This is a genomic window from Pseudomonas tohonis (assembly GCF_012767755.2).
GTDB classification, from domain to species: domain Bacteria; phylum Pseudomonadota; class Gammaproteobacteria; order Pseudomonadales; family Pseudomonadaceae; genus Metapseudomonas; species Metapseudomonas tohonis.
In genome coordinates, this window is record NZ_AP023189.1 from 4,633,606 (window position 1) to 4,647,923 (window position 14,318).

Annotated in this window: 11 protein-coding genes; 1 reads left to right on the plus strand and 10 read right to left on the minus strand. The window is 68.7% G+C overall.

What is annotated here, in order from left to right; genetic code table 11:
* Positions 1-7 precede the first annotated feature (7 nt).
* The 5 genes from pqqE to pqqA are packed head-to-tail and all read right to left on the minus strand — an operon-like array spanning position 8 to position 3,230.
* Positions 8-1,171, minus strand: coding sequence for a pyrroloquinoline quinone biosynthesis protein PqqE (gene pqqE / locus HSX14_RS20970; RefSeq protein ID WP_173177916.1), 1,164 nt, complete (start codon positions 1,169-1,171; stop codon positions 8-10).
* Positions 1,143-1,421: a pyrroloquinoline quinone biosynthesis peptide chaperone PqqD gene (pqqD, locus tag HSX14_RS20975; protein WP_043241947.1), complete on the minus strand. Its 279-nt coding sequence runs from the start codon at positions 1,419-1,421 to the stop codon at positions 1,143-1,145. Before pqqD ends, pqqE begins: the two co-directional genes overlap by 29 nt.
* Complete coding sequence (pqqC, locus tag HSX14_RS20980) at positions 1,418-2,170, minus strand: pyrroloquinoline-quinone synthase PqqC (protein ID WP_021222616.1); 753 nt, start codon at positions 2,168-2,170, stop codon at positions 1,418-1,420. The genes pqqD and pqqC overlap by 4 nt, the downstream gene beginning before the upstream one ends.
* A gap of 29 nt (positions 2,171-2,199) precedes the next feature.
* Positions 2,200-3,114 (minus strand): pyrroloquinoline quinone biosynthesis protein PqqB, encoded by a 915-nt coding sequence (gene pqqB / locus HSX14_RS20985; RefSeq protein WP_173177914.1) that lies wholly within the window; start codon positions 3,112-3,114, stop codon positions 2,200-2,202.
* A gap of 44 nt (positions 3,115-3,158) precedes the next feature.
* Complete coding sequence (gene pqqA, locus HSX14_RS20990) at positions 3,159-3,230, minus strand: pyrroloquinoline quinone precursor peptide PqqA (RefSeq protein ID WP_003243383.1); 72 nt, start codon at positions 3,228-3,230, stop codon at positions 3,159-3,161.
* A 408-nt stretch (positions 3,231-3,638) separates the two neighbouring features.
* Here pqqA and HSX14_RS20995 point away from each other — a divergent pair, with 408 nt between their 5' ends.
* Positions 3,639-5,588 (plus strand): sigma-54-dependent Fis family transcriptional regulator, encoded by a 1,950-nt coding sequence (locus HSX14_RS20995; RefSeq protein WP_173177912.1) that lies wholly within the window; start codon positions 3,639-3,641, stop codon positions 5,586-5,588.
* Between the two features lie 96 nt (positions 5,589-5,684).
* Here the strand turns inward: HSX14_RS20995 and aldA are convergent, their stop codons facing one another.
* The 5 genes from aldA to HSX14_RS21020 form a co-directional block, all read right to left on the minus strand.
* The gene (gene aldA / locus HSX14_RS21000; RefSeq protein ID WP_173177910.1) at positions 5,685-7,121 is read right to left on the minus strand and encodes an aldehyde dehydrogenase; all 1,437 of its coding nucleotides are present in this window, start codon (positions 7,119-7,121) and stop codon (positions 5,685-5,687) included.
* 59 nt (positions 7,122-7,180) lie between these two features.
* Complete coding sequence (locus HSX14_RS21005) at positions 7,181-9,349, minus strand: PQQ-dependent dehydrogenase, methanol/ethanol family (RefSeq protein WP_173177907.1); 2,169 nt, start codon at positions 9,347-9,349, stop codon at positions 7,181-7,183.
* A gap of 647 nt (positions 9,350-9,996) precedes the next feature.
* Complete coding sequence (gene exaC / locus HSX14_RS21010; protein WP_175384277.1) at positions 9,997-11,517, minus strand: acetaldehyde dehydrogenase ExaC; 1,521 nt, start codon at positions 11,515-11,517, stop codon at positions 9,997-9,999.
* Positions 11,518-11,796: 279 nt separating this feature from the next.
* Entirely contained in the window at positions 11,797-13,452 is a 1,656-nt protein-coding gene (locus tag HSX14_RS21015) for a methyl-accepting chemotaxis protein (protein WP_420803749.1), read from the minus strand.
* Between the two features lie 123 nt (positions 13,453-13,575).
* Positions 13,576-14,304 (minus strand): response regulator transcription factor, encoded by a 729-nt coding sequence (locus HSX14_RS21020; RefSeq protein WP_173172427.1) that lies wholly within the window; start codon positions 14,302-14,304, stop codon positions 13,576-13,578.
* Positions 14,305-14,318 lie beyond the last annotated feature (14 nt).

Sequence of the window (14,318 nt, forward strand, 5' to 3'; positions counted from 1 at the left end):
ACAGCCCTTACGCCTTGGCGATCAGCTGCGCATTGCCCGGGTTGCGGAATACCAGCTCACCCACGCCCCGTGGCGCCTCCTCGGCCTGGCGGCGGGCGTCGAGGATGATGCCGTGGTGCGCCGACTTGCTGCACACCGGGTCGGCGTTGGCGGCATCCCCGGTGAGCATGAAGGCCTGGCAGCGGCAGCCGCCGAAGTCGCGGTCCTTCTCGTCGCAGGAGCGGCACGGCTCGGGCATCCAGGCATCGCCCCGGAAGCGGTTGAAGCCGAAGGAGTCCTGCCAGATGTGGCGGATGCTGTGCTCGCGCACGTTGGGGAACTGCACCGGCAGCTGCCGCGCGCTGTGGCAGGGCAGCGCGGTGCCGTCCGGGGTGATGTCGAGGAACAGGTTGCCCCAGCCGTTCATGCAGGCCTTGGGGCGCTCCTCGTAGTAGTCCGGGGTGACGAAGATCAGCTTGCAGGGGTGGTTCTCGGCCGCCAGCTTCTCGCGGTAGGCATTGGTGATGGCCTCGGCGCGTTCCAGTTGTTCGCGGGTCGGCAGCAGGCCGGCACGGTTCAGCTCGGCCCAGCCGTAGAACTGGCAGGTGGCGAGCTCGACGAAGTCCGCTTCCAGCTCCAGGCACAGGTCGATGATGCGTTCGATGTTGTCGATGTTGTGCCGGTGGGTGACGAAGTTGAGCACCATCGGGTAGCCCGCCGCCTTCACCGCCCGGGCCATGGCCAGCTTCTGGGCGAAGGCCTTGCGCGAGCCGGCCAGCAGGTTGTTCACCTCCTCGTCGGCGGCCTGGAAACTGATCTGGATATGATCCAGCCCCGCCTCGGCGAACTCGGCGATGCGCGCCTCGGTGAGGCCGATGCCGGAGGTGATCAGGTTGGTGTAGTAGCCCATGCCGCGTGCCGCGCGGATCAGCTCGGCCAGGTCCTGGCGCACCAGCGGCTCGCCGCCGGAGAAGCCCAGCTGCGCCGCGCCCAGCTCACGGGCCTGGCGGAACACCTCGATCCACTCGGCGGTGGACAGCTCCGCGCCCTGGCGGTCGAAATCCAGGGGGTTGGAGCAGTACGGGCACTGCAACGGGCAGCGGTACGTCAGCTCGGCCAGCAACCACAACGGCGGGCCGGGCTGGCTGGCCGTGCGGGGCGGTTCAACGCAGCTCGATCCAGAACTGTGCACTGGCCACCTCCATGAACGCGAGGATGTCCTCGTCCACCCCCGGCACATCGGGGAAGCGCCCGGTGAGGTCGTCGATGATGGCCGCGACGCTGCGCTGGCCGTCGATCAGCTTGAGGATTTCGCTGGCGCTCTCGTTGAGCTTGATCATGCCTTCCGGGTAGAGCAGCACGTGGCAGCCCTGGGCCGGCTCGAACTGGAAACGGAAGCCCCGGCGCAGTTGCGGGGTCTTCGATTGCAGCACCTCGCTCATTGCCCCAGCCCCCTGTGCCAGACCCGCTCGCGGGTCACCGTGTGGTACGGCGGGCGCTCCAGCTCGTAGGCCATGCTCATGGCATCGAGCATGCTCCACAGCACATCGAGCTTGAACTGCAGGATCTCCAGCATGCGCTGTTGGGCCTCGACCGTGCGGTAGTGCGCGAGGGTGATGCGCAGGCCATGCTCCACATCGCGCCGGGCCTGGGACAGGCGCGAGCGGAAGTAGTCGTAGCCGGCCGGATCGATCCAGGGGTAGTGGGTGGGCCAGGCGTCGAGGCGCGACTGGTGGATCTGCGGCGCGAAGAGTTCGGTCAGCGAGCTGCTCGCCGCCTCCTGCCAGCTGGCGCGGCGGGCGAAGTTGACGTAGGCGTCCACGGCGAAGCGCACGCCCGGCAGCACCAGTTCCTGGGACAGCACCTGCTCACGGTCCAGCCCCACTGCCTCGGCGAGCCGCAGCCAGGCCTCGATCCCACCCGCCTCGCCCGGCGCGCCGTCGTGGTCCTGGATGCGCTGGATCCACTCGCGGCGGGTGTCGCGGTCCGGGCAGTTGGCGAGAATCGCCGCATCCTTCAGCGGGATGCACACCTGGTAGTAGAAGCGGTTGGCCACCCAGCCCTGGATCTGCTCGCGGCTGGCGCGGCCCTGGTACATCGCCACATGGAAGGGATGGTGGATGTGGTAGTAGGCGCCCTTGGCGCGCAGCGCCTGTTCGAATTGCTCGGGACTCATGGCGGTCTGTTGCATGGACAGCTCCTCGTTGTTCGGGCCGGCGCTCAGAGGCGGATGGCCATGCCATCGCGGGCCACTTCGATGCCGCGCGCGTCCAGTTCGGCGCGCTCGGCGGAATCGGCATCGAGGATGGGGTTGGTGTTGTTGATGTGGATGAGCACCCGGCGCTTGTCCGGCAGGCCGTCGAGCACCTCCAGCATGCCGCCTGGGCCGCTCTGCGGCAGGTGGCCCATCTCGCTGCCGAGCTTGTCGCCCACCTCGCACACGCGCATCTCGTCGTCACGCCACAGGGTGCCGTCCACCAGCAGGCAATCGGCGCGGCGCATCCAGCCCAGCAGCGCCTCGTCCACCTGCCCCAGGCCCGGCGCGTAGAACAGCGAGCCGCCGGTGCGCAGGTCCTCGACGAACAGGCCGATGTTGTCGCCCGGGTGCGGGTTGCCCCGGTGCGGCGAGTAAGGCGGCGCGCTGCTGCGCAGGGCGATGGCGGTGAAGCGCAGCCCCGGGCAGGCGGGAATGGTGAAGGGCTCGCCGTCCAGGGCGATGGGGTTCCAGACCAGGCCGCCGTTCCAGTGCTGCAGCATGGTGAACAGCGGGAAGCCGCTGGTCAGGTCCTGGTGGACCATCTCCGTGCACCACACGGGGTGCGGGCAGCCCTCCCGCAGGGTCAGCAGGCCCGTGACATGGTCGATCTGGCTGTCCATCAGCAGCACGGCGGCGATGGCCGTGTCGCGCAGGCGCCGGGCCGGCTGCAACGCCGGGAAGGCCTCGATCTGCGCGCGGATGTCGGGGGAGGCATTGCACAGCACCCAGTTCACCCCGTCATCGCTCAGGGCGATGGAGGACTGGGTACGCGCTTCGGCGTTCAGGGTGCCGGCGCGCAGGCCGGCGCAGTTGCGGCAGTTGCAGTTCCACTGCGGAAAGCCCCCGCCGGCGGCGGAGCCGAGAATCTGGATATGCATGGGAACCCCTGGCGGGAAGCCCCGGCGAACCGGGGCAAGGACGATCAGCGGTTGGCGAAGTACATGGTCACTTCGAAGCCAATGCGCAGGTCGGTATAGGCGGGTTTAGTCCACATGGGTCGATCCTCTTCTTATTGCGCCGGAGAATTCCGGCAGGTTTGAGTTAACCACCAGGCCCGGTACCCCCGAATGCTACTTTCGAACGAGTTCCGGTCCTGATTTGGTAGCGTGCGTGCGACAGCTGTGCGCCCGCCCGCTACAGCTGTCGCATTCCTGCGACGGCTGCCCATGCGCCGCGCATGGCGCGGCCCGGCGACGAAGCGCCCTGGGCCGGGCCTTGCGGCGGCGTCGAATGCTTCCGGCATGTGCCTTGCTGTATCCATGCCACCTCCGACGGATGGATAACGGCGGGCGGCTGCCCTGCGGTCTATGGTTGGAGCGTCCGGCCGGGCTGCCGGTTCGACAAAAACAACAAGACGCCGAGGCGCGCCCCCAGGGGCCGCCAGCGGCCAACGGGAGTGCCTATGACCTCGCATGCCTCGGAGACCAGCGCCAGCGAACTCGCGGCCTTCGTCGACCATCATTTTTCCGGGCGTGGCATCCGCCCCGACGGGCTGATCGCCCAGTCCTGGTACCGCAGCGTCACCCAGCACCGCCTCAACCCGAGCGGGCGCGGCGAGAAGAACATCCTCACCGCCGCCGAGATCCGCCAGCACCAGGCCCAGCACCAGGAATACCTGGCCATCGCCAGCCAGGGCGTCACCGGCCTCGCCCGCCGCGTGGTGCAGGCCGGCTTCGCGGTGCTGCTCAGCGACGAGGACGGCATCACCCTCGATGCCCGCCTGCCCGCCGAGCGCGACCGCTACACCCAGTCCGGCCTGATCGTCGGCGCGCGCTGGGACGAGTCCGTGGTCGGCACCAACGGCATCGGCACCGCCCTGGCGGCCGGCCAGGCACTGACCATCCACCGCCAGGAACACTTCCTCGCGGCCAACGCGCGGCTGAGCTGCTCGGTCTCGCCGATCTTCGACGCCCAGGGCCATTTGCGCGGCTGCCTCAACGCCACCTGCCTGAACAGTGACGGGCCCAAGGAGGCGCAGTACCTGACCCTGCAACTGGTGATCATGTATGCCCGGCTGATCGAGAACGCCCACTTCCGCCAGAGCTACCGCGACCGCCTGACCCTGGCCATCAAGCCCCGCGACGACATCACCGACCTGGCCAACGAACAGCTGCTGGCCCTCGACGAGCAAGGCCGGGTGATCGGCGCCAACCGCGCAGCCTTCGTCGCCTATGAGGAAGCCCCGGGCAGCACCCTGCTCGGCCGGCGCATCGACAGCCTGCTGCCGGCCAATGTCGACGAGTTGCTCAGCCTCACCAGCGGCGGCGCCCGTGGCGTGCGCCTGCGCGCCCTGCAGGGCGAGGCCCTGGTGGACGTCGGCCTGCGCATCCCCGCCGGGCACCTGCGCCCGGCCACGCCCGCGCCACAGGTGCGCACGCCGGCCAGCGATCACTCCGGCCTGGAACGCCTCGGCGGCAGCGACCCGCACTTGCAGCAAGGCGTGCGGCGCATCCGCAAGGTGATCGACAAGGGCATCCCCATCCTCGTCACCGGCGAGACCGGCACCGGCAAGGAGGCCTTCGCCCGCGCCATCCACCAGGCCAGCGCCCGTCGCGCGGGGCCCTTCGTGGCGCTCAATTGCGCGGCCATCCCCGAGACGCTGATCGAGAGCGAGCTGTTCGGCTACCGCGGCGGCAGCTTCACCGGCGCCAGCAAGAAGGGCATGAAGGGCAAGCTGGAACTGGCCAACGGCGGCACCCTGTTCCTCGACGAGATCGGCGACATGCCCGCCCACCTGCAGACGCGCCTGCTGCGCGTGCTGGCCGAGCGCGAGATCTTCCCCCTGGGCGCCGAGACGCCGGTGCCGCTGGATGTGCAGGTGGTCTCCGCCACCCACCAGGACCTGGCCGGGATGATCCAGGCCAAGGCGTTCCGCGAGGACCTGTTCTACCGCCTCAGCGGCATGACCCTTTCCCTGCCGGCCCTGCGCGAGCGCAGCGACCGCGCCGAGCTGATCGACGCCCTGCTCGCCGCCCAGCCCGGCGCCGAAGGGCTGCGCCTGGATGACGCGGCCCGCCAGCGCCTGCTCGCCCATCCCTGGCCGGGCAACATCCGCCAGTTGCTCAATGCCCTGCGCTACGCCGTGGCCCTGGCCGAGGACGGCGTGATCGACTGCGATTGCCTGCCCGCCGAGCTGCATCAGGCCGCCCTCCCCGTTACGCCGGTCAGCCACGCCGAACCCGCCAGCCTCGCCGACCAGCTGGGCGACGACGAAGCCCGCCACCTGCTGGCCACCCTGCGCCAGCACCGCTGGAACATCAGCGCGGCGGCCGGCGCCAGCGGCATCTCCCGCTCCACGCTGTACCGCAAGATGAAGAAGCACGGCATCGTCCAGCCCAATGAAATGTTCTGACCGTAGGGGCGAATTCATTCGCCCGGTGTACGCCCCGTGGGAGCGAATTCATTCGCGATCGGGCGTGACGGCGAACACCGCCGCCACGCCTGCCCCTCACTCCTGGATGTACACCACATGGGTGTGGGTGAACTCGTACAGCCCGTGCTTGCCGTCCGCGCCGCCGATGCCGGATTTGCGCGTGCCGGCGTGGTAGCCCTGCATGGCCTCGAAGTTCTCGCGGTTGACGTAGGTTTCGCCGAAATCGATCTCGCGGCTGGCCTTGAGAGCCGCACCGAGGCTGCGGGTGTAGATCGATGAGGTCAGGCCGTACTCGCTGTCGTTGGCCAGGGCGATGGCTTCGTCGAGGTCGTCGACGATCTGGATCGGCAGCACCGGGCCGAAGATCTCCTTGCGCATGATCTCCATGTCCGCCTTGCAGCCGGCCAGCACCGTGGGCTGGTAGTGGAAGCCCTTGCCCTTGTCGGCCACGGCGCCGCCGGTCACCACCTGGGCGCCCTGGCCCTGGGCGGTGCGCACCATCTGCGCGACCTTGTCCAGGCCGGCCTGGTTGATCAGCGGGCCCATGTCCAGCTCGGCGTCTTCCGAGGGGTCGCCATAGCGGGTGGCGGCCATGGCCGAGGCGATCCTGTCGATGAAGGCATCGGCCACCTTGCGCTCCACGTAGACGCGCTCGGCGCAGTTGCACACCTGCCCGGTGTTGATCACCCGCGAGGCGGTGATGGCGGTCACTGCCAGGTCCAGGTCGGCGTCGGCGAGGACGATGGCCGGGGCCTTGCCGCCCAGCTCCAGGTTGAGCTTGGTGATGTTCGGCGCGGCGGCGGCCATGATCCGCGCGCCGGTGCCGACGCTGCCGGTGAAGCTGATCAGGTCCACCCCGGCGTGGCTGGTGAGGCTGTGGCCGACGCTGGCGCCGCGCCCGCCAACGACGTTGAACACACCGCTGGGCAGGTCGGTCTCGGCCACCAGGCGGGCGAATTCGTAGCAGTTGATCGGCGTCTCTTCGCTGGGCTTGATGACGATGGTGTTGCCGGTCAGCAGGGCCGGCGCCATCTTCCGGGCGATGAGGAAGAACGGGAAGTTCCACGGCAGGATGCCGACCACCACACCCAGCGGCTTGCGCAGCAGGAATACGTGCTCGTTGACCCGGTCGCTGGTCAGCACCTCGCCTTCCAGACGCCGTGCCCACTCGGCCATGTAGTCCAGGTAATCGGCGGTGAAGTCGACTTCCACCCGCGCCAGCGCCGGGACCTTGCCCTGCTCGCGGGTGATGATCCGCGCCAGGCGCTCGGCATTGGCGCGCACCTTGGTGGCGATCTGGCGCAGGTAGCCGGCGCGCTCGATGGCCGGCTTGGCGGCCCAGGCCTTCTGCGCGCCACGGGCGGCGGCGATGGCCCGCTCCACCTGCTCGATGGGGGATTCCGGCACCCGCGCCAGCAGCTCGGCGTTGGCCGGGTTGTGCACCTCGATGTGCTGGTCGCTGCCGACGAAGGCGTTGGCGATGTAGTTCTGGTAGAGGGGGGTCTCGGTCATGGTCGCTCTCGCTTGCTTTCAGGGAGTGGAACGGGCGGGCATCCGGCCCGCCCGGCGGATCACTTGGCGCTGAAGCGCGTCCAGGCGTCGCCTTCCTGCTTGAGGTCATGGGCGCGCTTGATCAGGTACTGGTGGATCTGCTCGACCTCGGCGGCGTTGAACGCCTCGGCGAAGGACGGCATGCCGTCGGGCACGCGACCGCCGTAGAGGATGCCGAGGAACATCTGGTGCTTCTCGCTCGTCAGCTTGCGCAGGTCCGGCAGCACGCCGCCGCTCACCGCATGGATGCCGTGGCACTGCGAGCAGTGGCCGTCGTAGAGCTTGGCGCCGGCCTCCACATCCGCAGCGCTGGCGGTCAGCGGCGGCGGCTCCGGGGCGTCGGCCGGCGGTGCCGGTTCCTGCAGCTTGGCGGTGCCGCCGAGCTTGTAGGTCAGCACCTGGGAGAACGGCTGCACGCCGGCCCGCAGGGACAGGGCCCCGGCGAAGGTGGAGAAGGCGCCGCCCCAGCCGGCCATGAAGGTCACGTACTGCTCGCCGTCGACGCTGTAGGTCACCGGTGCCGCCATCACGCCGCTGGCAGCGGGTTGCTCCCAGAGCTTCTTGCCGCTGTCGGCGGCGTAGGCGATCACCCGGCCATCGGCGCTGCCCTCGAACACCAGGTTGCCCGCGGTGCTCAGGGTGCCGCCGTTGAAGATGGTGATGTAGGGCACTTCCCAGGCCGGCTCCTGCTTCACCGGGTCCCAGGCGATCAGCTTGCCGGACCAGGTCTTGGCCATCTCCAGCAGGCCGTCCGGGCCCTCGGGCATCATCCCGGTCTTCAAACCCAGCTGGTACATGCTCTTGAACGGGTTGCGCCTGGGCGCATCCGGGATGTGCTCGTAGTAGGCCGACATGATGTGCGCCGGGATGTACACCAGCCCGGTGTCGGGGTTGTAGGACATCGGGTGCCAGTCATGGGCGCCCCAGAAGGCCGGCGTCACCAGGTTGCGCTTGCCGTTCTTCCAGTAGGCGGCGTTCTCCTCGTCGACGATGGGCCGGCCGGTCTTCATGTCCATGCCCTTGGTCCAGTTCTGCGGCACGATGCCCTTGGCCGAGAGCAGCTCGCCGGTGGCGCGGTCGATGACGTAGAAGAAGCCGTTCTTCGGCGCCTGCATCAGCACCTTGCGCGGCTTACCCTCGATGGGCAGCTCGGCCAGGATCATGTGCTGGGTGGCGGTGAAGTCCCAGGCATCGCCGGGGGTGGTCTGGTAGTGCCAGGCGTATTCGCCAGTGTCGGCATTGACGGCGACTATGGAGGACAGGAACAGGTTGTCGCCCTTGGCCTGGCTGCGCCATTTCGGGTCCCACAGCGAACCGTTGCCGACGCCGATGTAGAGCAGGTTGAGCTCCGGGTCGAAGGCGAACGAGTCCCAGGCGGTGCCGCCGCCACCCTGCTCGACGAAGGCGTCGCCGTGCCAGGTCTTGCGGGCGATCTCCATGGCCTTGTCTTCGGGCGGCAGCTTGGGGTCGCCCGGCACGGTGAAGAAGCGCCAGGCCTGCTTGCCGGTCTCGGCGTCGTAGGCGGTGACGTAGCCGCGCACGCCGAACTCGGCGCCGCCGTTGCCGATGATCACCTTGCCGTTCACCACGCGCGGCGCGCCGGTGATGGTGTAGCTGCGCGCCTTGTCGTTGCGCGTGTCCACCGACCAGACGCGCGTGCCGGTCTTGGCGTCGATGGCTTCCAGGCGGCCGTCGAGCACGCCGACGTAGACCTTGTCCTTCCACACCGCCACGCCCCGGTTCACCGCGTCGCAGCAGGCTTCGCCGGCGCGGTTGCGGTCCGATTGCGGGTCGTACTTCCACAGCAGCTTGCCGTTGCGTGCATCCAGCGCGTAGACCACCGAGAACGGCCCGGTGGTGTACATCACCCCGTCGACCACGATGGGGGTCGCCTCCACGCCGCGGTCCAGGTCCAGCTTGTAGCTCCAGGCCAGGCCGAGCTTGCCGACGTTGCCGTCGTTGATGGTCTTCAACGGGCTGTAGCGCTGCTCGTCGTAGGTGCGCCCGTGGCTCATCCAGTTACCGGGCTCCTGGTCGGCGGCGATGATGCGCTTGCCGTCCACGTCCGCCGCCCACGCGGCCGAGGAACAGGCCACGCCCAGGGCGATGGCGGCGATCAGGTGCTTGAGGGTCGAGGCGGCGGGCGGCGGCTCCCAGCCTCCGCTGCGTTGCAGGCCGATGTGCTTCATCAGTGGGTCTCCGATTCTTATTAGGGCCGCGGCCTCGCGCCACGGCCCCAGCCCTATCGCAATGGCTGTGCCAGCGTTGCGCTGGATGGCTGCAGGGCCCGTGGCAGAGGGGTTTGGCGGCTTGATCGGAGAGGCGCCCTCAATCTCCCTGGGCGGGCAGATGTCGCAGGTGCGGGACAGGCGCAACGGGAGGTGGAACAGCTGTGTCAGGGTCCGGATGACACAGCGGGGTCATCGCGAAACGGACTCGCCATGGATCTCCGGCGAGCTCGCTTGGTGGATGAAAAGAGCGTCATCCACCCTACGAATCACCGCGCCCGAACCGACCTCGGCGGTGATCGGAATGTAGGGTGGACCGCGCTTCATCGGTCCACCATTGCGGAGTTCGGCCGAGCCCCGAAAGGCGGCCTGTGGGAGCGGCTTCAGCCGCGAAAGACCTGCCCGCCAGCACGGTGCTTCGAGTGGCCGGATGCTCCATCGCGAATGAATTCGATCCCACAGGGTGGATTCGCATGGGCAAAAAAAACGGCCCCGAAGGGCCGTGTCTCGACAATCATCCGCCCGATCGGAGTGTGCAGCTTGTACGGGCGATGGTGGTCGACAAGGGGATTCGGCCCGCAGGCGGCGGGCCGGTCCAGGCTCGGGGATCAGAAGAAGCCCAGGGGGTTGATGTCGTAGCTCACCAGCAGGTTCTTGGTCTGCTGGTAGTGGTCGAGCATCATCTTGTGGGTCTCGCGGCCGACGCCGGATTTCTTGTAGCCACCGAAGGCGGCGTGGGCCGGGTAGAGGTGGTAGCAGTTGGTCCACACGCGGCCCGCCTTGATGCCACGGCCCATGCGGTAGGCGCGGTTGATGTCGCGGGTCCACAGCCCGGCACCCAGGCCGAACTCGGTGTCGTTGGCGATCGCCAGGGCTTCCGCCTCGTCCTTGAAGGTGGTGACGCCGACCACCGGGCCGAAGATCTCCTCCTGGAACACGCGCATCTTGTTGTGGCCCTTCAGCAGGGTCGGCTGGATGTAGTAGCCGCTGGCGAGATCGCCACCCAGGCGCTCGGAAGCACCGCCGGCGAGCAGCTCGGCACCCTCCTGCTGGGCGATGTCGAGGTAGCTGAGGATCTTGTCGTACTGCTGCTCGGAGGCCTGGGCGCCGACCATGGTGTCGGTGTCCAGCGGGTTGCCGCGCTTGATCGCCTTGATCTTCTTCATCACCTCGACCATGAACGGCTCGAAGATCGACTCCTGCACCAGCGCCCGCGACGGGCAGGTGCACACTTCGCCCTGGTTGAAGAAGGCCAGCACCAGGCCCTCGGCGGCCTTCTCGATGAAGGCCGGCTCGGCACGCATGATGTCTTCGAAGAAGATGTTCGGGCTCTTGCCGCCCAGCTCGACCGTGGACGGAATGATGTTCTCCGCCGCGCAATGCATGATGTGCGCGCCCACCGGGGTGGAGCCGGTGAAGGCGATCTTGGCGATGCGCTTGCTGGTGGCCAGGGCCTGGCCCGCTTCCTTGCCGAAGCCCTGGACGATGTTGAGTACGCCCGGGGGCAGCAGGTCGCCGATGATCTCGGCCAGCACCATGATCGACAGCGGGGTCTGCTCGGCGGGTTTCAGCACCACGCAGTTGCCGGCGGCCAGGGCGGGGGCGAGCTTCCAGGCGGCCATCAGCAGCGGGAAGTTCCACGGGATGATCTGGCCGACCACGCCCAGCGGCTCGTGGAAGTGGTAGGCGGCGGTGTGTTCGTTGATCTCGGCGGCGGAACCTTCCTGGGCGCGGATGCAGCCGGCGAAGTAGCGGAAATGGTCGGCGGCCAGAGGCACGTCGGCGTTCAGCGTCTCGCGCACGGCCTTGCCGTTGTCCCAGGTCTCGGTGACGGCGAGCACTTCCAGGTTGGCTTCGATGCGGTCGGCGATCTTCAGCAGGATCAGCGCGCGGTCCTGCACGGAGGTCCTGCCCCAGGCATCGGCGGCGGCGTGGGCAGCGTCCAGCGCGCGGTCGATGTCGGCGGCATCGGAGCGGGGGAATTCGGCGATCACCTCGCCATTCACCGGCGAGGTATTGGTGAAGTACTGCCCGGCCAGCGGCGCGACGAACTCGCCGTTGATGAAGTTGCCGTAGCGCGGCTTGAAGGTGACGACGGCGCCAGGGGTACCCGGTTGCGCATAGATCATGACGATGGCCTCTCTTGTCGGTGCCCGGCCGAGACGTGGCCAGGTGATGGGCCGATCTTAGTCAGCGCCCCGGAGCCCCCGGAATGCCCCCATGGAAGCGATGCCTTACTCATTTGGTAGTAGATGCCGCGGACAGGTTCGAGGCCTCTGCCATCGGCGTTACGGCGGGATCACACCGCCCCGTGGGTGGGGCTGGGGCACGAAGCCCGACATGACGCGGCCAGGCATAGCATCGTTGGGCCTCGCTGCGCTCGGTGCCAACCTACGGACCGTGCGGGCTCAGCCCTGCTCGGGGCGGTAGCCCAGGCGCAGGCCGCCCCAGTGGCGGCCACGGATGTAGATCGGCACCGAGAGGTCGTGCATCAGCTCGCCGGTGTCGCGGGTGTAGGTCTGCAGCAGCAGCGGCTTCTGGTGGCTGCCGCAGCGGATGCCGGTGCGATCGCTGAACTTGCGCTTGCTGCGGCTGCGCAGCATGTCCACCTGCGGATCGCCGACGGGCGGGTGGGCGAAGGCCTGGTTGTGGGTGGGCACGTAGCCTTCGGGGGTGCAGGCGATGGCGAAGACCAGGCCCTCGTGGCGCTTGAGCAAAGGCTCCTGGATCGCCGGCAGCACCTGGTCGGCGTAGCTGTCGAAGCGGGTGCGGAACTTGGGCGGCGCCGTGTTGGGCACCGCCTGGTAGTGGCGGTCGAAGAGATCCTCCAGCCCCACCCTGCCCTGCTCGATGTCCGCCTCGAAGCGCCGGGCGATCTGCTCGGCGCCTTCGCGCGCCAGGTCGTAGACGCGCTGGTGGTAGTCATCCAGGCCGACTTCGGCGAGGCGCTCGCTGATGGTCTCCGCCTGGCCCTCCAGTTGCACCGCCGCCTCGGCCAGGCGCTGGGTCTGCTGGTCGCTGATGCCCAGGTCGCTGCGCACCTGGTCGACGGCGGCGAACAGGCTGGTGAGCTGCTCGCGGTTGGTCTCGGCACCGTTGGCGATGACGCCGATCTGCGCCTCCACGCCCACCGCGAGGCCGGCGATGCTTTCCAGGTGACGACCGGTGAGCTCGACCTGGGCGACGCCCTCGTCCAGCTCGGTGGACAGGCGCTCGATCTGCGCCACCACCTCGGCGGTCTGGCGCTGGATGTCGGCGACCATCTGCCCCACCTCCTCCGTGGCACTGGCCGTGCGCCCGGCCAGGCCACGCACCTCGTCGGCGACCACGGCGAAACCGCGCCCGTGTTCCCCGGCCCGCGCCGCCTCGATGGCGGCGTTGAGCGCCAGCAGGTTGGTCTGGCTGGCGACCGACTGGATCACCGAGGTCACCCGCTGGATCTCCTCGCTGCGCTGGCTGAGGGTGGCGATCAGTTCGCGGCTGTCGCGCGCACGGGCATTGAGGGCGTGCATGCGTTCGATGGCACCGCGCAACACCTCGCGCCCGGCCTCGCTGCTCTGCCGCGCCTCGCGGGACGAGGCCTGGGCCTCCAGGCTGAGGCGGGAGGTGGCTTGCTCGGTATCGATCATCACCTCGGCGCTGGCGACGATGCGCGCGGCGGCGTCCAGCTGCGACTCCAGGCGCTCGCCCAACTGCTTCACCGAATAGGCCACGCCGGCGGCGGACAGCGCATTGTGGCTGGTGGTGAAGGACAGCTCGCGGGTCAGGCGGGCGATGTCCGTGCCCGCCTGCGCCGGTGCCTCGGCAGCCGCCCGGCGGCTGGCCAGCCGCGGCAACCAGGGCACGGCGACCAGGCCGGCGAGCGCGACGGCCCAGGGCAGCCAGGCGACCTGGACGGCGAACAGCAGGAGGGCGGCAAGCAGGGATTGAGAGCAGGCGAGCGCAACGGGCAGGCGGGACGACGACATCGGAGCACCTCGTGCAGCACCGGCCGATGACGCCTCCCCGGCAGGGGTGGAGGCCGGCAGTGTCTTTTGATTGGTGCCCGCATTAAATCCCTCCATCGCGGGGCTGCACAGCCTGGCCACCTAGCCATTTAGTCTAAGTCCGACCTGGAGAAAGGCGTGGCATGGACCTGGCCATCGGGAGTAGACGCGGCCTCGGGCCAGGCGGGAGGGAGCGGCCGGCTAGGGCGCGGGACGGCCGCCTATCTCGTCGTTGGTCGCCAGCCTGTAACCCTTGCCGTAGACGGTCAGGATGAGCTGTGGCCGGTTGGCGTTGAGCTCCAGCTTGCGACGCAGGCGCACCACCAGCGCATCCACGGTGCGCACGTCGACCTGCTCGTCCGCGCCCTGGCCACGGCGCACGCAGTGGAGCAGGTCCTGGCGGCTGATGGCGTTGCCCCGCCGCTCGATCAGGCCGATCAGGAGGGCGAACTCGCCGGGCGTGAGGTTCACGTCCTGGCCCTGCGGGTCGTAGATGCGCCGGCGCAGCAGGTCCACGCGAAAACGCCCCAGGTGCAGGTTGAAGTCGCTGCCCCGCTCTGTCCCGCCACAGCGGCGCAGCAGGCTGCGCACCTGGGCCTGGAGGATGTTCAGGTTCAGCGGCTTGGTGAGGTAGCCATCGGCACCGGCATCGAGGCCCACGACCCGGTCGTAGTCCTCGTCGCGCACGGTCACCAGGATGATGCCTAGCTGCGGATGGCGGCGGCGCAGCTGCGCCGTGACGGTCAGGCCGTCCAGGTCGGGAAGGCCGATGTCCAGCAGCACCAGCGCCGGATTCTGGGCCTGCACCAGCTCCAGGCACTGCCACCCCGAGTCGGTGGCATGCACCTCGTACCCCGCGCTCTGCAGGTAGAGGACCATCATGTCGCGGATCTCGGGAGCATCCTCCACCACCACCAGCTTGTCGGCCATCACGCCCTCTTCCC